Source organism: Thermoleptolyngbya sp. PKUAC-SCTB121, assembly GCF_016919485.1.
Lineage (GTDB): Bacteria > Cyanobacteriota > Cyanobacteriia > Elainellales > Elainellaceae > Thermoleptolyngbya > Thermoleptolyngbya sichuanensis.
Window position 1 is genome coordinate 3,682,683 of record NZ_CP070366.1, and the last position, 21,206, is coordinate 3,703,888.

16 protein-coding genes and 1 pseudogene are annotated in these 21,206 nt (G+C 52.7%); 11 read left to right on the forward strand and 6 right to left on the reverse strand.

Translation table 11 applies throughout. The annotated features are described in order from the left end of the window. The first annotated feature begins 19 nt into the window (after positions 1–19). From JTM80_RS15085 to JTM80_RS15095, 3 genes are all read left to right on the forward strand, one after another. Positions 20–879, forward strand: a protein-coding gene (locus JTM80_RS15085; protein WP_205369727.1) for an IS630 family transposase whose coding sequence is annotated in 2 segments (ribosomal slippage) — positions 20–322 and positions 325–879 — 858 coding nt in all. Because the reading frame shifts where the segments join, the coding sequence is not laid out codon by codon here. Between the two features lie 101 nt (positions 880–980). Further along, positions 981–2,144, forward strand: coding sequence for a transposase (locus JTM80_RS15090; RefSeq protein WP_205369728.1), 1,164 nt, complete (start codon positions 981–983; stop codon positions 2,142–2,144). A 91-nt stretch (positions 2,145–2,235) separates the two neighbouring features. Then, entirely contained in the window at positions 2,236–3,408 is a 1,173-nt protein-coding gene (locus JTM80_RS15095) for a transposase (protein WP_172353422.1), read from the forward strand. Between the two features lie 577 nt (positions 3,409–3,985). Here JTM80_RS15095 and JTM80_RS15100 read toward each other — a convergent pair. Beyond that, entirely contained in the window at positions 3,986–5,026 is a 1,041-nt protein-coding gene (locus tag JTM80_RS15100) for an aromatic ring-hydroxylating dioxygenase subunit alpha (protein ID WP_172354899.1), read from the reverse strand. A 258-nt stretch (positions 5,027–5,284) separates the two neighbouring features. Next, on the reverse strand, positions 5,285–6,352 hold the full coding sequence (locus JTM80_RS15105; protein ID WP_172354901.1) for an aromatic ring-hydroxylating dioxygenase subunit alpha: 1,068 nt from the start codon (positions 6,350–6,352) through the stop codon (positions 5,285–5,287). 491 nt (positions 6,353–6,843) lie between these two features. Between JTM80_RS15105 and JTM80_RS15110 the strand changes: the two genes are divergently transcribed. Beyond that, positions 6,844–7,548 carry a GntR family transcriptional regulator gene (locus tag JTM80_RS15110; RefSeq protein WP_172354903.1) on the forward strand — a complete coding sequence of 235 codons (705 nt, stop codon included), beginning with the start codon at positions 6,844–6,846 and terminating at the stop codon, positions 7,546–7,548. 248 nt (positions 7,549–7,796) lie between these two features. Beyond that, positions 7,797–9,461, forward strand: a complete 1,665-nt coding sequence (locus tag JTM80_RS15115; RefSeq protein ID WP_172354905.1) for a deoxyribodipyrimidine photo-lyase — start codon at positions 7,797–7,799, stop codon at positions 9,459–9,461. Between the two features lie 19 nt (positions 9,462–9,480). On the opposite strand, the gene JTM80_RS15120 is transcribed toward JTM80_RS15115, so the two are convergent. From JTM80_RS15120 to JTM80_RS15135, 4 genes are all read right to left on the reverse strand, one after another. Beyond that, positions 9,481–10,359 (reverse strand): calcium-binding protein, encoded by an 879-nt coding sequence (locus JTM80_RS15120; protein ID WP_172354907.1) that lies wholly within the window; start codon positions 10,357–10,359, stop codon positions 9,481–9,483. A gap of 16 nt (positions 10,360–10,375) precedes the next feature. Beyond that, positions 10,376–11,818, reverse strand: coding sequence for a hypothetical protein (locus JTM80_RS15125; protein WP_205369729.1), 1,443 nt, complete (start codon positions 11,816–11,818; stop codon positions 10,376–10,378). A 174-nt stretch (positions 11,819–11,992) separates the two neighbouring features. After that, positions 11,993–12,484, reverse strand: coding sequence for a hypothetical protein (locus JTM80_RS15130; protein WP_205369730.1), 492 nt, complete (start codon positions 12,482–12,484; stop codon positions 11,993–11,995). A 407-nt stretch (positions 12,485–12,891) separates the two neighbouring features. Beyond that, positions 12,892–13,287, reverse strand: coding sequence for a hypothetical protein (locus JTM80_RS15135; protein ID WP_205369731.1), 396 nt, complete (start codon positions 13,285–13,287; stop codon positions 12,892–12,894). A gap of 586 nt (positions 13,288–13,873) precedes the next feature. Here JTM80_RS15135 and JTM80_RS15140 point away from each other — a divergent pair. The 6 genes and pseudogenes from JTM80_RS15140 to JTM80_RS15165 all read left to right on the forward strand — a co-directional run bounded on the left by JTM80_RS15140 (position 13,874) and on the right by JTM80_RS15165 (position 21,200). Next, on the forward strand, positions 13,874–14,200 hold the full coding sequence (locus JTM80_RS15140; RefSeq protein WP_205369732.1) for a hypothetical protein: 327 nt from the start codon (positions 13,874–13,876) through the stop codon (positions 14,198–14,200). Positions 14,201–14,297: 97 nt separating this feature from the next. Then, entirely contained in the window at positions 14,298–16,391 is a 2,094-nt protein-coding gene (locus tag JTM80_RS15145) for a CHASE2 domain-containing protein (protein ID WP_205369733.1), read from the forward strand. 84 nt (positions 16,392–16,475) lie between these two features. Beyond that, positions 16,476–17,135, forward strand: a complete 660-nt coding sequence (locus JTM80_RS15150) for a response regulator (RefSeq protein ID WP_172354919.1) — start codon at positions 16,476–16,478, stop codon at positions 17,133–17,135. 246 nt (positions 17,136–17,381) lie between these two features. Further along, positions 17,382–18,569 (forward strand): transposase, encoded by a 1,188-nt coding sequence (locus JTM80_RS15155; RefSeq protein WP_172354921.1) that lies wholly within the window; start codon positions 17,382–17,384, stop codon positions 18,567–18,569. An 11-nt stretch (positions 18,570–18,580) separates the two neighbouring features. Next, positions 18,581–19,150, forward strand: a pseudogene (locus JTM80_RS15160) (IS5 family transposase); the annotation flags it as partial. A 412-nt stretch (positions 19,151–19,562) separates the two neighbouring features. Then, on the forward strand, positions 19,563–21,200 hold the full coding sequence (locus JTM80_RS15165; protein WP_205369735.1) for an MFS transporter: 1,638 nt from the start codon (positions 19,563–19,565) through the stop codon (positions 21,198–21,200). The last annotated feature ends 6 nt before the right edge of the window (positions 21,201–21,206 follow it).

Sequence of the window (21,206 nt, forward strand, 5' to 3'; positions counted from 1 at the left end):
GCCCCCTTACAGCTACGACTTGCGTTGCAAAGCGATTGAAGCCGTGAAACAAGGTCACCGCAAAGTTGATGTCTGTCGAATGTTCAACATCAGTCGCAATACCTTAGACCTGTGGTTGAAACGGGAAAAAGAAACGGGAGATTGCCGAGCGATGACTGGGTTTCAGCGAGGAAATCGGCATAAGATTACCGACTGGTCGCGCTTTCGTGAGTTTGTCAAGCAGCATGGGGATCAGACCCAAGCGAGACTGGCAACCCTGTGGGGGGATAATGTGACACAGCAGGACATCAGTCGAGCCTTGCGAAAGATTGGGTTTAGTCGAAAAAAAAGACCTATGGCTATCGGGAACGAGACGACCTGAAGCGACAGGAGTTTCAAGAGCGCTTGAGGAGTAAGCTGCCGCATCAGGTTGTCTATGTCGATGAAGCAGGCATTGATCATCGAGACGTGTATCCCTACGGCTACTGCGAGGTTGGAGACCGCTTCTATGGGCTTAAATCAGGAAAACGCACCGAACGAGTCAGTTGGATTGCGGCCTTACGAGAGAACAGCCTCTTTGCGCCAATGACCTTTGCTGGCTCGTGCAACCGGGATTTAGTGGAGAGGGGGTTGGAGGAGTGCTTAGTCCCCCAACTGCGAGCGGGAGATGTGATTGTGATTGACAATGCCAGTTTCCATCATTCTCAAACCATTGAAGAGATCGTGGCTCAAGCAGGGTGTGAGATTTGGTATTTACCCCCTTATTCCCCAGACTTGAACGAGATTGAGCATTGGTGGTTTGTGCTGAAGAATTGGATGCGGCAACGCTGGGATGAGTTTGATAACTTTCGCGATTGTGTTGATGCTGCTTTTAGAGAATGCTCTAACGTGACTGCGTAGGGCTGCTTGACTGACAAAACAGGTTAAAGCTGGAACGAAAGCCATGCGGGAAGCAGAGCATGATTTAGGCTGAGAAGTAACCACACAAACCAGTCAAATCAATGTCACCGACTTCCCGTCTTTATGATGCGTTGAATGATTTTCTGCGTCAATGCGACATTCAGTGGCAGGATGCTCGCCATCTGCAAACACTGTGCTGGATGATCATTGGCATGATTGGAAGCCAAAACGTTCATCTCAATGGATTTGGGGTGTATGTGAGGAGTCGCGCTCAAATGGCTCAATCCCACCAACGCCGGTTTCGCCGCTGGTTGTCGAATCGGCGGATCAATGTCGCGTCCGCTCATCATGCGCTGATTGGGCAGGCTCTGTCCAACTGGCAGACCCAACGACTCTACTTAAGCCTCGATACAACGGTCGTATGGAATTGTTTCTGCATCGTCTGGGTCGCAGTGGTGTACCGAGGAAGAACGGTTCCGGTCGCTTGGAAAGTGGTGGCGCAATCAAGCAGCACCGTCAGGTTGTGGACGATTCAACGGGTACTGCGGCAAGCGCAACGGCTGATGCCCGAAGGTGTCGCGATTGTCCTTTTGGCAGACCGAGGGTTTGCCGATGGCAAGTTGATGAAATACCTCCGGGAGAATCTGGGTTGGCATTTCCGCATCCGCATCAAACGCTCCTTCCAATTTCAGCACCAAGGGCAGTGGCGCCAGGTATCGTCGGTTCAATTGCAACCAGGACAAGCTTACTTTACGCCTGCAGTGTCGGTGGGTAGAACAAAGCCCTACGACAATGTTTACCTTGCCTTTGCCCACGACAAACTCAGCAGCGAGAATTGGACAATTGTGAGTGATGAGCCGACGAACTTGCAGACGTTTGCCCAATATCGACTGAGATTTCAGGTGGAGGAGTCGTTTTTGGATTTGAAGTCCAACGGGTTTAATCTCGAAGCCTCCAGACTCAGAGACAAGGTTGCCCTTTCCCAGTTGTGTGGGGTAATCGCCTTGACGATGCTGTTCTTAGTTCTCCAAGGGGTGCAAGTGGTCGCATCCGGCAAGCGTCGCCAAGTCGATGCTCACTGGAAGCGCGGCATGAGTTATCTCAAGCTGGGCTGGAATTGGATTCGGCTGGCTATCACTCACCAGTGGAAGATTCACGTTTATCAGTTCCTCTCCTGTTCACCTGACCCTCAACCTGCCATCGCATCAAGGCGACAACACGATGACTCCCTAAAGCGTGAATTCACTGTCCTCAGCCCTGCTTGACTGACAAAACAGGTTAAAGCTGGAACGAAAGCCATGCGGGAAGCAGAGCATGATTTAGGCTGAGAAGTAACCACACAAACCAGTCAAATCAATGTCACCGACTTCCCGTCTTTATGATGCGTTGAATGATTTTCTGCGTCAATGCGACATTCAGTGGCAGGATGCTCGCCATCTGCAAACACTGTGCTGGATGATCATTGGCATGATTGGAAGCCAAAACGTTCATCTCAATGGATTTGGGGTGTATGTGAGGAGTCGCGCTCAAATGGCTCAATCCCACCAACGCCGGTTTCGCCGCTGGTTGTCGAATCGGCGGATCAATGTCGCGTCCGCTCATCATGCGCTGATTGGGCAGGCTCTGTCCAACTGGCAGACCCAACGACTCTACTTAAGCCTCGATACAACGGTCGTATGGAATTGTTTCTGCATCGTCTGGGTCGCAGTGGTGTACCGAGGAAGAACGGTTCCGGTCGCTTGGAAAGTGGTGGCGCAATCAAGCAGCACCGTCAGGTTGTGGACGATTCAACGGGTACTGCGGCAAGCGCAACGGCTGATGCCCGAGGGTGTCGCGATTGTCCTTTTGGCAGACCGAGGGTTTGCCGATGGCAAGTTGATGAAATACCTCCGGGAGAATCTGGGTTGGCATTTCCGCATCCGCATCAAACGCTCCTTCCAATTTCAGCACCAAGGGCAGTGGCGCCAGGTATCGTCGGTTCAATTGCAACCAGGACAAGCTTACTTTACGCCTGCAGTGTCGGTGGGTAGAACAAAGCCCTACGACAATGTTTACCTTGCCTTTGCCCACGACAAACTCAGCAGCGAGAATTGGACAATTGTGAGTGATGAGCCGACGAACTTGCAGACGTTTGCCCAATATCGACTGAGATTTCAGGTGGAGGAGTCGTTTTTGGATTTGAAGTCCAACGGGTTTAATCTCGAAGCCTCCAGACTCAGAGACAAGGTTGCCCTTTCCCAGTTGTGTGGGGTAATCGCCTTGACGATGCTGTTCTTAGTTCTCCAAGGGGTGCAAGTGGTCGCATCCGGCAAGCGTCGCCAAGTCGATGCTCACTGGAAGCGCGGCATGAGTTATCTCAAGCTGGGCTGGAATTGGATTCGGCTGGCTATCACTCACCAGTGGAAGATTCACGTTTATCAGTTCCTCTCCTGTTCACCTGACCCTCAACCTGCCATCGCATCAAGGCGACAACACGATGACTCCCTAAAGCGTGAATTCACTGTCCTCAGCCGTATTCCAGCTTCTTAGTTTTGTCAGTCAAGCAGGTCCTCAGCCGTATTCCAGCTTCTTAGTTTTGTCAGTCAAGCAGCTGCGTAGGGCTATATCTGCCCAGTCATCTTGGGCCTGTGCATTGGCTCGTTTGCCAATGGTCAATCCATTAAACCGATTCGATAATTGGGGCGATTCTGTCTGGCGAGATAGAGACTGTGAAACCAGGAAAATAGGTAGGATTAAGAACAATCGACCTGACTGCCTGACACATCTCTGGAAACCCCTGATTTCTCGTAGGGGACGCTGGCCCAAAAGCTCCTCTGACCAAGCCCTCCGGTTCCAACTCAGGAGCTATGGGCTTCGATCCCAAGACAACGAATTTTCTGGGCTTTCGGGACTTGCGTCAGGCAACCAGACAATCGACACCAGATGTTGGTGAAGAAACTGCGAACCTTAGGCATGGTTTTGTGAACGTTTGACCGAATGAAGTCCGAATGAAACTGACTTTGCTTTAGAACGCCCCAACTCACTCATTGGAATGAGCGGTGGATACTTCCAGCATAGGAATATTCATTCTCCAAACGTCAACAGCAACTCTGAGGAAATTCTCTGACTAAACTTGAGTTGCACCCTGCTTTTCAGGAACCAGTTTGTGATTGGAATGCTCACTCCGGATCAACATAGAAAGTTGGCGGCGCATGAGGATTCCCGGCTGATCAGAGGGGATGTGCTGTTCGGCCGCAATATCGATCGGCGTGTCATAGTCGGTCGATTCCAGCACCCGCTTATCTTCGTCTACCACCTGTCGATCAAACGCAATGATGGATTCGGTGCTGGCATCGGCTTCAGTATCATTGCGAATGCAAAATTGAACGATTTGTGACGTGCGATCGCTCACAGGGGTTGCTGCCGTAAAAATCAGGTGCATTAGCCCATTGGGATAGGTAATTTTGAGCGTGCGGCTAAAAGGGGCATACCAGGTCGATTCGACCTGCCGCACCGTGAGCGTGTCAGGAATGTTCAAAAGCTGCTGCTGGATTGGCGGATTCACCACGGGCACCGTCGCATAGACCTTCAAACCCAGTTCCAGCGACACAATCTCTGACTTGGCAGGCTTGGGTTGTTCCGTCACCCCAAAGGATTCTGCGTGAACAATGCTGAAATGGGCATTGTCAAATGAGTTTTCCATCACCCGCAGCCCGCTGCACTGCCAAGGCTCATAAAATTGCGGAATCAGGCGATGTTCGGCCGCCTCGGCTTCAGGGATTTCTGGGATGGGCAGCAGCGGATCGTCCGACAGGCAAACCCAGGCATAGCCGTAGCGCTCGGCACACTGAAACGCTGTGACGCGATAGGTCTTGGGAATTGCCGCGCCGGGATCAAGCTGGGGTACGTCGGTACAGGTTCCTGCGCCGTCAAACGACCAGCCGTGATAGGGGCAGCGCACGCAGCCATCGTTGACAGTGCCCATCGACAGCTTTGCTGAACGGTGACAGCAGCGATCGCCCAGGGCCGCAGGTTTCCCATCTCGATCCAGCCACAGCACCAGCGGTTGCCCCAGCAGAGTAAAGGATTGTGGCCCATCCATCAGTTGGGCAAGCGGCATGACGGGATACCAGAAGCGCCGCAGCACAGGTTCTTGAGTTACAAGCATGAACAGTTCTCGAATAAAGATAAGGTAAGCTTTGGATGAGAATTTGAGGGTTTGATCCCCCTAAATCCCCCTTGATCAAGGGGGACTTTTCCCCCTAAATCCCCCTCGGATCAAGGGGGACTTTGAGGCTTGCTTTCCTATGCGAAGACAGTCTAGCTAATAGGATGCCCCATGAAATATCAATGGCGGGACTTTGAGGCTTGCTTTCCTATGCGAAGACAGAGCGGGGGATCAATCCCGCAGCGACCCACCAGACTGCTAGACGCGGGTTGCTTCGACTTTTGCAGGCGTGGCGGGGGCGACTCGATCGCTGCGACGCTGCTCCGTTTCGCCATGCTCCTTCAGCAGCCGGGCCAGGCGATGGCGCATAATGATGCCGGGGCGATCGCTCGCCATGTGCTGCTCTTCTGCCAAACTCAGCGGCGCATCATAATCCGTCCCTTCCAGAATCACGCGATCCTCCAGCGTCACCTGGCGATCGAACGCAATAATGTCTGCCGCCTTTGCCTCCGCTTCGGTGTCATTTCGCAAGCAAAACTGAATCACCTGCGAAGTCTGGTCGTCAATCGGCGTGTATGCAGTAAAGATGAAATGCGTCAAGCCGTTTGGATAGTCAATCTTCAGCGTGCGAGCAAAGGGCATGTACCAAGTGCGAGTGTTGGTGCGAATCGTTTTTTCCTCACCAATGCCCAGGTTTTTTTTCTGTAAATCTGGGTTCAGCACCTCCAGCCAGTGCTTCATCACAAAGCCAAATTCCGTTTCCGTCACCTCGTCGATTGGCGGCGGCTGGGGATTGGACTGGTCACCCCAAGAACTGGCATGGACAAAGTGACCGTGGGCACTGTCGAAGGAGTTTTCAATCGCCCGCAGGCCGCCTACCTTCCACGTTTCATAAAACTCCTGGATGAACCGAAAACTGGGGTCAGTAAATTCGGGAATGCGGGGAATCGGTTGCAGCGGGTCTTCGTCTAAACACACCCAGACATAGCCATAGCGCTCGGCACATTGAAACGCAGGCACGCGGTAGGTCTTGGGAATAGCAGTGTCGGCATCTAGCTGGGGCACCTTGGTACAGATTCCCTGCGAGTCAAATTCCCAGCCGTGATAGGGGCAGCGCACACAGCCGTTTTCGACAATTCCCAGCGACAACTGAGCAGAGCGGTGGCAGCAGCGGTCGGCTAGCACCGCAGGTTGGCCGTTGGCATCGAGCCACAGCACCAGCGGTTGTCCCAAAAGCGTGAAGGCTTGTGGGCCGTTGAGCAACTGCTCGATTGGCATGACGGGATACCAGAAGCGGCGCAGCACGGGCTGTTGGGTCGTCAGCATTATGTTCTCCAAATGAAACGAGTGAATGGATGAAGCGAACGATGGCACTCAAGATAAGAGGGACAACGGGATTAAAACGGAATGAATTGACACAACGGAACGAATTGTTAGAGCTAATTTGTAAAGGAGCCTGAAAGCCTTGTTAATCAAGGATTTCCGAGAAACCGCTTTTCCTGGGCAAGCATGACCTCAAAGCCACACATGCCAAGAGTTTCAGGCTTCTTAAGATTTGCTTCATAAATTAGCTCTTACAGGTAGACGGGTTACCGATAGGCGGGTTATGGACAGGCGGGTTACCAATGGACAGGTTACCGATGGGCAGGTTCAAGGCACGATGTCAGAATTCAAGAAACTTTCGTATATTGGTTCTACAGGGATGCATTCCCTCTTGTGTTCATCTTTGTATACAAAAAGATAGTGTCCTTAGGGGGGTCAACTCTGTATCTAAGACTACAGAGTTGACCTTTTCTACTACATTTTGGAGTCGTCTTGTGGCTAAAGCTAGCGCTCAGGCTGCCAACGCAGACCGCAAACCCTCAGGCAGCAGTGTCGATCGCATCTATGAGCAACTCAGGCAAATGGCGATGAACTATCAGTTTCGCCCCGGTGAGCCGCTGAACGAGGTGGACTTGGCGGCCTCATTTTCCGTGAGCCGCACTCCTCTGCGGGAGGTGTTGAACCGTCTGGTGGCGGAGGGCTTGCTGGATTTTGTGCCGCGCAAGGGCTTTTCTTGCAAGCCGCTGGATACGCAGCGCATATTTGACCTGTACGAAGTCCGCTGCGGACTGGAAATGATGAGCGCCCGACTTGCCACCGAACGCGCCACCGATGCTGAGCTTCAGGACTTGCAGCAGCGCTGGAGCGCCATCTCAGGCTCTTTCTGTGACCTGACTGCTGTGGAATGTGCCCGCTGCGACGAGCAGTTTCATGAACAGATTGCCCAGCTTTCCCACAACGCTGAACTGTTGCGATCGCTCCAAAACGTGAATGCCCGCGCCCACTATCTACGGCTGATTTCGATGGAGCAGGAACATTATCGTCGCACCACCTGCGCCGAGCACCGCCTGATTTTGCAGGCAATGGGCGATCGCAACGCTGAAGCCGCTGCCCACTGCATGTCGGCCCACGTCACGCTACGGCAGGAGGAGTTGGTGGAGGTCATTAAAGAGGCGATCGCCCGACTCTACATGACCTGAGATAACCTAACCTGAGATAACCTGACCTGAGATAACCTGACCTGAGATAACTTGAGATGCAAAAAAGCTGCGTCAGAAAAGACTGCCGCAGCCTGGGGATTTGAGCGCTATATCTTGAGCACTATATCTTGAGCGCTATGTCTAATGTTTTCCAGGATTACTGAATAGCAGGGCTTTTAGAGAGATAGAAACTGGCGTTACAGTATGTAAAGGAAGCTCGCTCTAGTCACGAGGTTAAATGCCCAGGCATGAATCGCACCATCGTCTGGTTTCGGCGAGATTTGCGCGTCTTTGACCACGCGCCGCTGCATCGGGCCGCCGCACGGGGCGCGGTGATCCCTGTGTTTGTGCTGGATCGGGCGCTGCTGCACCATCCCGAAACCGCCGTGGCGCGGGTGGCGTTTATGCTAGAGTGTCTGCACGCGCTGGATCAAGATTTGCGCGATCGCGGCGGGCGGCTGATCCTCCGCTCTGGCGATCCGGTTGAAATTCTGCCTCAGTTGGTGCGCGAAACCCAAGCCGAGGGCATTTATGCATACATCGACTTTGAGCGAATTTATGGACGGGTGCGCGATGCGCGGCTGAACCGGGCGCTGACGCAGCAGCAGATGAAGATCCGCTGGTTTGAACCCGCCGCGACGACACCAGATCTGCTTCCCTACCCCAAATACCGAGAACTGTGGTATATCCACATGGCGCAGGAGATCGTGCCCGCTCCAACTCGCGTTGCCGTGCCCGATGATATTCCCAGCGAAGTCATTCCCAGCCTCAGCAACTTGGGACTGATTGCCGATGGCAAGCCGATTCCTCCCGGTGGCATCGCGCCTGCCCGGGCCCTGCTCCAAGAATTTCTTGCCGAAAAGAGCGATCGCTACTACTGGCAACTCTCTTATCCGGGCGCAGAGGCCACATCGGGGCTGAGTCCCTACATCAAATTCGGCGCGATTTCGGTGCGCGAGTGTGTGCAAACAACCCAGGCACAACTCAATGACGCGCCCGATTCGCGGGTGCAGCGCAGTCGGCAGCAGTTCATTGCACGGCTGCGGTGGGGCAGTGGCTTTGCCCAGCGGTTTCGCTACATGCCCCAATTGGAAGTGCGATCGCTCTATACGGTCTTTGATGAAGACGGCTGGGCCTTTGACGAAGCGCTCTACGAAGCATGGCAGCAGGGCGAAACAGGCTTCCCCATTGTGGATGCAGCAGCCCGCTGTTTGCAGGAAACAGGCGGCTGGAAACAGCTAAACTTCCGCGTCCGCGCCATCTACTCCAGCTTTCTCAGTAACTTACTCGGCATGGACTGGCGCTATGGGGCGCTGCACTTTATGCGGCACTTGATCGATGGCGACTGCCCAATCGACCATTACCAGTGGGCCATGCAGGCAGGGGTAACGCACTGCGTCGATAAAACCTGGACCCGCATCTACAATCCGGAGCAAACAGCGGTGGATCGCTGCGACCCAGACGGACTATTCATCAAGCAATGGCTGCCCGAACTGGCGCACCTGTCGCCTGCGGAACTGGGAGTGCCGCCGCGCCAAAAAGACTACCCCCCGCCGGTCCTATCTTACAAAGCCGCCCGCCAGCGCCGTGTGCAGCAGCTAGAACGACAGCGGCAGGTGTTTCTGAATCAGGATAACGTGTTGCCTTATCTGGCGCGATTGCCCGACACGCTCACACCCTTTGGAGCAGATTTGTATGCCAGCGAAATCGCCTGGTCTCAAGCAAGTCCCTTAGATTTGTTTCCGCCGCCGCTCGACTTGGAAGCGCTGGATCTGGAACAGGCAAAGGCACTCCGCACCTGGTTTGTTGCCCATGTGGACATCGTGCCGCGCAAAGTGCCAAGCCGTAAGCGGAATGCGAAATCGAAAGCTCCTGTACCTGCCGATAGTGTTCAATTAAATCTGTTGGGTTAGCATGTAGGAACGCAAATCGTCACGCCCCGATAAATCCTGTAAACACCTGACCAGATGCCAGACGGAATGGCCCACTGGGCAGAGATACGAACGTAGTAGTTCGCACATCTGCAATCAAATCTGTGACTCCGTTGCGAAACACAAACACGCCAAAACCACTGGCATTGCGCTGGGCTTGGTAGACTTCGCCTGCGCCAAGCTGAATCAGATCGCCTGGTGTAAAGTCTGTGATTAGCGCATAATCACGAATGCCGCCTGCATGGTAGTAGGAACCAGCGCGATCGCCCAGGACGAATCCATCCTGACCTGGCCCACCCGTTAAAATATCTACCTCCAAGAACCCTCTCGATCCCGCGCCAGCACCATTGAGAATGTCGATACCTGTGCCACCCACCAGGCGATCGCCACTCCCGCCACCAATCAGCACGTCATTGCCGCCCTGCCCGTCTAGAAAGTTGGTGCCGCTATTGCCCACAATGCGATCGCCATTTTGCGTCCCCCGCACGTTGACGAAATTCACCACGCTAAAGGTCAATGTCCCCAAAAACGGCACATTATTTACCGTCAAGCGGTTTGCCCCCAGATTCACATCAAAGGAAGCGGTGCGTCCACTAATTCCATCAATGGTGTTGGCAAACCCTGCTGCGCCAATCACCTGCTCGACACTATTGAGGCGATCAACCCCCAGCCCGCCCTTGTTAATAAATCCACCCGGCAGCAGCGTCATGGCTCGTCCCATGCGGCTGTAGTCGGCCGTGTCGAATCCATCGCCTCCCAGCATTTCATCATTGCCAACGGAGCCAGTGAGAATATCATTTCCGCCCAGTCCCAGCAGGCTATCGCTGCTGTTTGTCCCAAAAATCCGTTCCGAGCGGATGCTGCCAATGATGCGTGCCATGTCTACCTCCGTAATGTTATGCGGCCAATTCAGTCGTCATGGTTTGTTCTAGATAGCGTCGGAAGCGTTGAGCCAGAAGTCCCTGAGAGCTGCGATTTGCCGTACTCGCCTCAGCGCTATCTGCGGTCATCAGCCGATCAATCTCAGCATCCAAAATGCTGTCAAGCTGAGAACCTAGGACATTCATGCTCCGTTCCTGGGCATATTCCGCAACCAGGTAATAAAGCTGTGTCTTCAGGCGTTCTCGAATTTGCTGACAGACGTGAATCCGCAGTTCGCGCAGCTTTAGCAGGCGAGACACCTGGGGCTGTCCGCCCATGCCTACCAGCGGTGCGATTTCGCCCATCGATCGCCCCTGGGTGTAGAACAGGTGCAGTGCTTTGAGAAACTGGCGATCGCGCTGTCCCCGCTGCCCTTGTAAATCCTGGAGGCGATCGCAAATCACCTGGGCGATCGCCCGATCCAGCACCGTTACCAACGCTTTGCGATAGTGCTGAAGAAACGCAGACTGGTTCTGCTCGGCTTCATCCGGTGCAGCAGCAGGCACATCTACAGATTCCAGCGGCTCGGTAGACGGCTGACGCTGACGCAGTTTTTGGGCCAGATTGCTCAGTTGAGCCATCACTTGCAGCGGAAAGCAGGGCTGCCCCGTCGTTTGTTGTAAATGCTGGGCAATGTCCTGGAGTTGCTGCGTCGTGGGCGTGGGGCACTTGCCACGATAGCCCCGTGATCGCACCTGGCGAAGCTGCTCAGAATATATGGCGTGGTAGCTTTCCAGCAGTTGACACGCCTGCTGAATTTCAGCTTCGGTGAGGGCATAGCGCAAAGCGAGAGTGCGTCGAATCTGGCCCGTTGTAGCACTATTCAGGAGTGCCCAATCGCTAATTAAGTAAATTCCACGCTCTTGCAAAAAAGCGTTCAGTTCTCGATGGTAAAAAACTTTGCGCTTTGTCCAGGTGCTTAGGCAAGTATTGCGCGACGGATCAAAGCTACCCAAAATATCGTAGGCAAACGCTCGATAAACCGGGGAATCTGGCTCTGCCAGAGGCTGAAGAGGCCCATTCGGATTCCACGCGATCGGCGCGTCATCCAGCACCAGCGGCAGCAGATCGCTCAGTTGAAAGCCACCCCGCAGACCAAACCGACTGGCTAACTCAATGCAAACCTGCACAATTTGATGTGAAACATAGCAGCGCAGGCAAATTTCGGCGATCGCCCGTTCCGTTTCGCTGCCCGCTTTCCACAGCGTTATCAACTGCTGCTGAAGCTGTTTGTGCGACGAGAAGGGATTTGCCGCATCCAGGCAGTTTTCTTGTAAAAATGCCTTTGCTGGCAGGCTCGTCTGCGTCTTGCGTGCGCCGGAGGACGTTAGCGTGATCTGCGTATAGTAGGGACGCAACAGGCTAGACGACGGACGAATCATTACCGAGGGCGTTGCAGAGAGACAAGCAGGATTCATGGACTTGTAAAGGGGGGTTACAGACACAGCGTTACTCCTGAATATGAATTTTGAGCAAGACAGACTGGACAAACGGGCGAGTCGCTTGCGTGAATGTAGATTGAAGAGATTAGGGATTAAAAGAAGACTGGGAGCTGATTCAAACTGGGAATGTGTTCAGGAACAGCTAAGACCCTAGTTCGTCTCAGGAAAATCCGAATCATCGGAAGACATTTCTAACACTTGCTGACGCTGAAAGCGATGGTAAGCAAACGTGCTGCGAATCGCATTGATGAACGCAACGCTGATTAACGTTGCGACTGCCATTCCGAAGAGATTGGTGGGAATTCCCGACATCTGCAACAGAACGCGACTGAGCAGGTAAGTCGATAGACCGGCGATCGCCGCAATTCTAGACATCCGCTGGATTCCCCAGGCGATCGCCCCATAGATCAACGCATCCACAAACAGCAGCGGGTTAAAGACTTCATCCAGTTCTAATAGCTCTGAAGGCAGCGTGTTTTGCGTTGCGGCGATCGCAAATGCAGTGGTCACACCCGCCAAAATCAGCGAAGCAATCACGCCCTGACGAGCCACTCGATGGGCCGTTGCAATACTGTCAATTTCGGGAAACCACCTGTTTTCGCGGTTTGTAGCGTTGGCTTGCATAGCCGTTTGGAGTTTCATAATAAGCAACCTCAGAAGGCGGGTGAGTGTGTTGAGCGGTTAACTTAATCAGACCACGAACCTCTTTTGAAAGAACTACCCCTGGGCGCAAACCTAGTCGCACAGAAACACAATCCAGATTGCAGATTTGTGCATGTTGCAAAGCCGGGTCAAAATCTAGGCGAATAAAGCCGCCTGTATAAAGACGCTATGGTGTTTTCAGTTCGTTTTGCACCCTAAAATTCAGTAAGATTCTTCAGCAGTTCTTTCAAAAACTTCAACTTGGATGGGTGGCGCTGGCTATGAGCGGGGACGAGGATCGGTTCTCGATTTTGGATTTTCGATTGTGGATTGCTAGTCAAGCTCATTCGTCGCTCTGCCTAGGAGATAGAGATAGGGAGCCTATAGCTAGCCGCTCACGAGTAGCGCTAGGAGGGGCGATCGCCCTTGATGAACAGTTCGCAGGCTGCTGCATGGTTGCCATAGTCAGTTTGAAACTCGCGCTCAAACAGCGCCTTGGTCTTGGCAAAGCCCGACTCGCTGCCCGCACCAGGAAGATGTTCGGCCACAGCGCGATCGCCAAACAGCAGCGCCATGTCCTGAGCAAATTCTGGCTGCTCCATGTGCTGGTGCAGCACGTCGTCAATTGCGTCTGTGGGAACTGCGACCAGTCCCGGATTTTGCGATAACAAAAATAGGAGTCCAGCGTATTGGGCGATCGCTTTTACGGAGTATGAACCGGAGCGCTCCACCCGAGCCAAAAAAGACTGGAGCGACTGATGAAATGCGGGATTTTTAGCCTGAATGATGGCGAGAATATTCATAGGATTAGACCTCATACATCGGGGGGTTGATAGGAGGCTTGGTTTAATCAGGCTATTTTTGCTGTCAGAAGCCTGATGGTAATAACACAATTCGACAAGCAAGCATTATGAAAATCAAACTGGTTTTCAGGTCAACTTTCTGTCTACTCGTTAGGAAGAAATCAGGTAAAAAAGACCAGGCTACGAAAATGGTGAATAGAGATTTCGCCCTTCGGGAACGTTGACAGAAATCAAGTGGGAACTTTTTGGAGGCTGTTAGGTCTTGATTAACTTGCTCCTTCAATACCTCTATAGAACTATGGATGGACGAGTTATGCGATACCCATCCCCGTAGACTCCTTCGCAGAGAAGCACCAACGGATTTGCGTTTTCACGTAGGTCGGTTTGCCAAATTGAAAAATGTGCGCTTTTGCGTATCTCTCTCTTGAGGCAGACCTGGTATGATAGCGACCGAGCTTGAGCAGTCTAAATGTTCCGGTTCGCAGTATCGATCCTCTGATCGATCAAAAGATCGATCAGAGGATCGATTAGAAGCTACTCAGAAGTTGGTTCTTCATTTGCCTGTTTTGTATTTATGAAGCCCTTATTGTTTAAGGCAGTCATTCTTCTGCCAGTTCTTTGTCTCACCAGCCTGCTTTCGATTGGCTGGGTTGCGTTTCCGGCGATCGCCCAAACGCTGCAAGGTCGGGGACAAATTGTGAGCGGCCCAGGGCAGGGCAGTGTAGTGCAAATTAGCCTGACGATTAATGGCAACCAGGTGACCTTTCATAGCGGGCCCTCTCAAGGACAAACCGCACAAATCCAAAATGGAGTAGCGAGAACTCCTGACGGCAATGTATGGCAATTTGCTCAAGGACGCAGACAGGTAACGCTCTATTCTGGCAATCGCGTGATTGTCTACGTTCTGCGGTGAAGCCATGCCTTTCGATAAACGCTGGAAACTGCGATCGCTCGGACTTGGCGCACTCTGGGGACTGCTCTACACCCTCATTCTGCTGCCCTCCCTTTCAGTGGATACCCCGCTCAAAGAGTTTGAAATTCAGCGCAAAGAGCAGCTTTCTAAAGTTCCAGAACCTCGTGAGACCGGATTAAGATCTGATGCCGTCAACCAGATTCTTTTAGTCACCATTGATAATCAGGAAATTATTGGAAGTCCCAAAAGCTTTAGCCGCTTCAGAAAGCTAGAAGATTATACAAACCTAATTAAAAACCTCATTGACCTGGGCGCTCAAGTTGTCTTAATCAATCTGCCCTCAGAGGTGCTTGATTCTCCAGAGCTTCTGACCCCAGTCGAGTCGGGATTATCCGGAGACTCGATTCGTTCTCTGGTTGAAAATTACAGTCATAGAATTGTGCTATCTTCTCCTCCAGAGTTGAAGCGATCGGGCCCCTTCTTCCGCGTTTATAACCAATTTCTACCAATCAATAGTCGAACGTTAGAGCCTATCTTTCCGCCGGAGACAATTCAGGGATTTTCAGAATTTTCAACCCCTGTTGCAAAAGATGGGCTTGCAGCCTCTTTGCAGATCAGGACAAGCCAGCAGCAACTCATCCGGCAACCGCTGCTCAATCTGCTTAAGGCCTATTCAATCAATCCTGTCCGGTATCCCTATGCAGTTGAAAATAGCTTCAATTCAGGAATGTCGGACACAAATACCTCTAAAAATGCGAAAGGCGGCCCTGTCAACACCTTCCAGTCAGCCGTTTGTCTTGCAGCAAATAAGTTGAATCCGAGTGCTGTCTGCTCAAACAGTCCACTGCCTTCTTATTCAGATCCCCACGTCAGTTTTTCAATATGGGAAGCAGATTTTTCCAAAAGCTTGGGACAAGAATTTTGCGGAGCCAAAATCATTGATCCAGTTCAGCAGGTGACAGGCTGCGATCGCGCCTCCCGAAGAGATTTTTCCTCATCTCGTATCGAGAAAGTCAAAGACAAAATTGTCATCATCGACTTTCCCAAAAATGATCCCAACTGGTCTGAACTGCCAACTTCAGTTAAGGCTGAACCGCTGAGTCCGGCAGAGATGCAGGCAAACGTACTGGCCAGCATCCTCAGCAACAATATCCAGTATCCCCTCAGTCAGGAGTGGAGTCTGGGATTGACGCTAGCAGGGTCAATGCTGATGGCATGGTTGCTCAGCCCTGGATTGTCAAAATCCAGCTTCTGGTGGCTGACTCGTGGGCCGCTGATTGTTCTGGGGATTCCGCTCGCCTATGCCGCCTTGCTGCCCAGCGCATTTGCCGGGCGCGTGGTTTTGCCAATCATGCTGCCCATTGTGACCTGGGTGCTGACGGGCATTTCGATGACGCTGGTGCTGCTACTCAAAAAATCAAGAGAGCAGGCCGCCAAGCAGCGACAAGAGTTGACCCAGCGAAATGCCACGCTGTCGCGGACGCGCAAGGTTTTGGCGAGGGTCGCAACCGATATTCACGACGGGCCGCTGCAAGAGCTAAAGCTGGTGATGGATCAGGTAGAAGAACTGGAAACCCTGATTGATCCAAAGTTGCTGGTGGTAAAGACCAGCGTCAAGTCGGAGCCGATTGTGGATAAGTTAGTTCGCATTGGCCAGGATATTCGCAATCAGCTTAATGATTTACAGATTATTGCTCGAAAGCAGCTTGATATTTCCCCAGAGTTAGTTTCTGGGCTAGCTCAAGGAATTCAAACCCACCTCAAACAGCTTGAAGAACGCGGCGACCTGAGATTAAAAGTTAAGCAACGCATTAGACCACTTCAGGAACCAGAATTGAATCCAGACTGGATAGATGATCGAGAAGACATCTTTCGATTCTTTAAGGAAGCCATCAACAATGTGATGCGCCACGCTCAGCAGCCCTATGGACGAGCAAGCTGGGTCGAAGTTTGCCTGGAACAGCAGGGCGAACAATGTAAACTGGCGATCGCCAACGATGGAGTATATGTATCGGGAAACACATCTAAAGCCTCCAATCATCTCGCCGATGATCTGCCAAAGGGGACAGGTACAAAAACGATGGAAACCATCGCAATCAGCCTGGATAATGGACGCTGGCAGAGGACTTTATCTCCAGAGGGCCTATTACGGGTTGAGCTTTTTTGGAGTCTAAAGCAGGGTTTACGCTAGGAGTCTAAAGCAGGGTTTACGCTAACAGCTTCTCGCTATAGAATAAAAGTATCGCGAGAAATTTGGCGTAGCCAAGCAACAGAGATGCCCCCCAGCCAGCCTTTTTTTCTAATTGTTGAAGATCATCAAGAGGTTGCTGAGAGAAACCGCGATTTTCTTCAACAGGTTGATCCGAACTGTCGATGTGCGATCGCCAATAATCCCTCTCAGGCAATGGAGTTTCTTTCGTTAGAATCTCCAGATCTGATAGTTGTAGATTTGCTCTACGGAACCTTTAGCGGCGAGCAGTCGGCTGAGCCGGGGATTAACTTATTGCGCCATATTTTTGAGAAACATACAGAGCTGAATGTCCTGGTATACAGCAGCGAATATCGATTGCTGACTCCGCTCATTTCTTATATCGATAGCCATAAAGGCGGATTTGCGGTTGCCAATAAGCTCGATCGCCGATCGACCTATATCAAATTTGCCCAGAGTGCGCTGAACGGTGAACTTTGCCTGCCTAGAGAACTGCGCCAAAGCTCTAACTTGAATCATCAAGATTTGGAGGTTCTAAATCTCCTGTGCAACGACTGCCTTTCAGATGATGCTTTGGCCAATCGGCTGAATGTGTCTCGGCGGGCTGCCCAAAATTACGTCAAGCGACTCAAGCAGCGCCTGGATGTGGATCTGATTTACACAGAAGAAGCAAATCACCGGGTTGCTATCTGCAAAATGGCCCGTGAAAGGGGCTTTTTGGGGTAGCTAAATAGGAAATTACAGCTATTAAAGTTACACATAAAGTAACACAAGCTAGACAGATTTTTGCAGCATTCAAGCATTGCAAAAAACCTGTCTAATATCAAATCTCCAAAGATCTGCTACATGTAAGAAGACGTTAGAGCCTGACTGCCTGACACAAGTGGTTGAAAGAGTTGAAACCTCGTCAACAGAGGGAAAAGGTGAGCTGACATGAGACGCTGAAATTTGCGTCATCTCAGGGTCTGTATCATGCCAGCCACCACCTGCCTCTATGATCAAGTGCTGTCGTTATTGCGTCAATCCAGTAATGCCCGCGACCTGCGCCACCTCAAAGCGCTGGCGTGGATGGTGACGGCCCTGGTGTGCAGCGGTCGGTTGAGCCTGCCGCAGTGGGAAGCCTATGTGCCCAGTCGGGCCCGTCAGGCGCAAAGCACCGAACGCCGGTGGCAGCGCTTCCTAGGCAATCGCCGGGTGCGGGTCAAAAGTCTGTACGTGCCGCTGGTGCTAGCCGCCATCCATCGCTGGCAAGGTCGGCGGCTTTACCTGGCGCTCGATACGACGGTGTTGTGGAATCGCTACTGCAGGATTCACCTGACGGTTACCTGTTGCGGACGAGCGGTGCCGCTGCTGTGGCGGGTTTTGGAGCATCCCAGTGCCACCGTCAGCACGAAGCGATACCTCCCCATGCTGCGGTTAGCCCATCGGCTGTTGCAGTCGTACCCCGATGTGATGGTGTTAGCCGACCGCGGGTTTGCTAACCATGACCTGCTGGAGTGGCTAAGCCAAAGTCGCTGGCACTATTGTTTACGCTTGCCCAGTGACGTAGTGGTGCAGGGTCCGCGCCGTCATCCTGTTAAGGTAGGCTATCTGTGGCCTCCCAAAGGTGAAGCTCGACTCTATGAAGGGGTGGGAATCTGGAGCGAGGGGCGCTGGCGCTGCAATTTGGTGCTGGCTCATGTCAAAGGCGTCGAGGAACCCTGGGCGGTCATCACTGATGAGTCTCCCTCCCTCAATACCCTGTGGCAATATGCTCTCCGCTTTCGAGTCGAGGAGCTTTTCCTCGATTCTAAATCTGGTGTCTTTGAGTTAGAAGCTTCCGGCATCCGCTCCGCTCCGGCTCTCGAACGCCTCTATCTGGTCGCGGCGATCGCTATCCTTGATGGCACGACCCAGGGCATGGCGGTGCAACTCGATGGGCTACGCTGCCAGGTTGACCCGCACTGGAGGCGAGGGATTAGCTATCTCAACATAGGTTTGCGCTGGCTCAAGGGTGCCGTCAATAAAGGGCGAACACTGCTTCAGCTGATTGCCCTATTTACCGTTGACCCTGAACCCTGTTTTGCCTCTAAAAAAGCTGAAGCCCACTATTATGACCGCATTTGGTTTTCTAGAATTCAATCCTTGTGCTGCCAGCCGACACCCGGGCAGTCCGCATAAAAAGATGTGTCAGGCAGTCAGGGATTTGGCAGCAGATGCACGACCAACTCCGAGCAGACCTGCGGCAGAAAATGGGCAGAACCATAGACTCCAGTGTGGCAATTGCTGATTCCCAATCGGTCAAGACCACCGAAAAAAGGGGGGGCATCTACGGTTTCGACGGTGGCAAAAAGGTTAAGGGGCGTAAGCGCCACCTCGTTGTAGACTCCCAAGGGCTTTTAATTGGGGTATTAGTCACCGAAGCGAATGCCTCAGAACGGCTTGGAGCCGTGGTCACGCTCGATGAAGCCAGCGATAAACTCTCCCGGCTTGAGGTGGTGTGGGTAGACCAGGGGTATAGCGGCAAGAAGTTTGCCCATGCAGTCCAACAGGTCTGTGGAGAACCTGTCCGCGTAGAAGTCATCAAACGAACCTCCAAGTCGTTTGAAATTCTGCCTAAGCGCTGGATTGTGGAGCGAACTTTTGGCTGGTTGAATCGCTATCGACGCTTGAGCAAAGACTACGAATTGTATTGCGAAATGAGTGAAGCCATGATCTACGGTGCCATGATTCAATTGATGCTCAAGCGCTTGGCAGCTTAGCTACTTTATAAATCAGCTCTAATATCTCTTCAGTCGTTACTCCCTTCAGAAGATTCATAACCTTTCCTGCGATAAGGTTACGAGTCCTCTCAACCGCATCATGGTTTGAAGCAGATGGGCGATCGCAGCGAGTGGTTTGCGGTTTTGTTGCGATCGCGCCATATCTTCATGCAAAGCTGAAAACGACGCTGCTCCAATACAATGCCCCATAATCCTTCAGAAAGCTCGGCAAAGCTGAAACTACTCGTGTGTATAGGTTCTGGATTTTGGACTGACGAAATGATATGAAATCCTATGGCGATCGCCGAAAATGATGAAATCGTTTCAGAATAAAGATTCCACGCGATGACTTACAAGGCGATCTTGATTTCCTCGATGGTTATACTGATTTCTTCGCCTGTGAATATACGACATGGACGCAGACGCTCCTAATCCATCTATCACGCTTAGCAAAAAAGAGTTTTGGGCGCTCTGGCTGACGTTGTTTCTGATTGCCTACAACATCAGCGTCATTTCGCCCGTCATGCCCCTCCTGGTGCGGGAGTTGAACACCAGCATCGGCTATATCCAGAGTGCGCTGGTGCTGTTTTCCCTGGTCACTGCATCCTTTGCGCCGACGAGTGAAAACCTGTGTCGGTTCTATGGGCGAGAGCGAATCTTTTTGGGTGGACTGTTGCTCTATGGCCTCGGCATTGTGGCCATGGCCCTCAGCCCCACGATTGGGTTCTGGGTGGTCAGCTTTTCGCTGCTGACGGGGCTGGCGGCGACCCCCTTGGTCAGCGCTCCCTGGAGCATTATGGACTTTGCCTACGACGGCAAACAGGAGGAGCAGGCCACCGTTGCATTCATCCTGGCCTCGGTAATCGGCGGTCTGTCGGGGAGCTTGCTGGGCGGTTTCATCGCGTCTCATTTTGGCTGGCGCTGGTCGTTTACCCCGTCGCTGATTGTCTTTGTGCTGGTGCTGGTGATGGGCAGAACCTTGCCCTCTACCTCGGTTCCCCGCAAGGTTCCGATCGATTGGGTGGGCGGTTTGGTGTCCTTTTTGGGCTTTGGCAGTATTTTGCTGGGCGTGGGGCTGGCGGGGGAGTATGGCTGGTGGAAGCCCAAGCAGGTCTTTTCGATTGCGGGGCTGGTGATTCCGCCCTTTGCGGTGTCGATTGTGCCGACGCTGATTTCGGTGGGGGTGATTTGCCTTGGCTTTTTTGCTGTCTGGCAGCGACAGCAGCAGCAGCCCGCTGGCATTCCGCTGATGCGCGTGGGGCTGCTGCGAAACGCTGTGTTTGTGAACGGTTTGCTGACGGCGATGCTGCATACGCTGGTCACGTCTGGCATTCAGTTCAACCTATATCAATCGCTGCCGATCATTCTGCCGCTCAACCCCTTTCAGACGGCGATCGCCGTTTTGCCCTACACCCTGACGATGGTGGTAGTCGTGGTGGTGCTGCTCAAGCGGTTGAAAATCGATCAGCAATTGTTTCCCAAATATCTGGTGCATATTGGGCTATCGCTGCTGATTGTGGGATTGCTGGCGATGTATTGGGCGATCGCCCCCGACATGACAACCCTCAGCATCCTGCCCGCGCTGATGCTCATGGGCATGGGGTCGGGACTATTTTCGGTCTATATTGGTAGGCTCACCTACGCCACCACCTCAAAGCGGGAAAAACCCGAAGGAACCGGGATCTATAACCCGTGCCAGCAGTTGGGCAGTTCTCTGGGGCGCGGCATTTTGGGCACGATTTTGATTACCTCGGCCTCTATTGATGTGGTGGATCAGGTCGCGCAACTCATGGGGCTGAGCCTTTCGAGCGAGCAGCGACTAAACGCCATTACCGCTTTGCAGCGGATGGTGCAGACCTTTTCCAAGCAGGAACGCCGAGAGGCGCTGGCTAGAGTGCTGCCCGAACCCGTGATGGCGCAGCTTCCCGAAGTGGCCCGCCTGGCCGCCGTCGAAGGCATGAAGATTGCGCTACTCGTCGCCATTGCCGTCAGCGTGGTCTGCCTGCTGCTTTCCACCCAACTCCCCAAGCGGGGCCGCCGCCGTCCCTGATTCTAC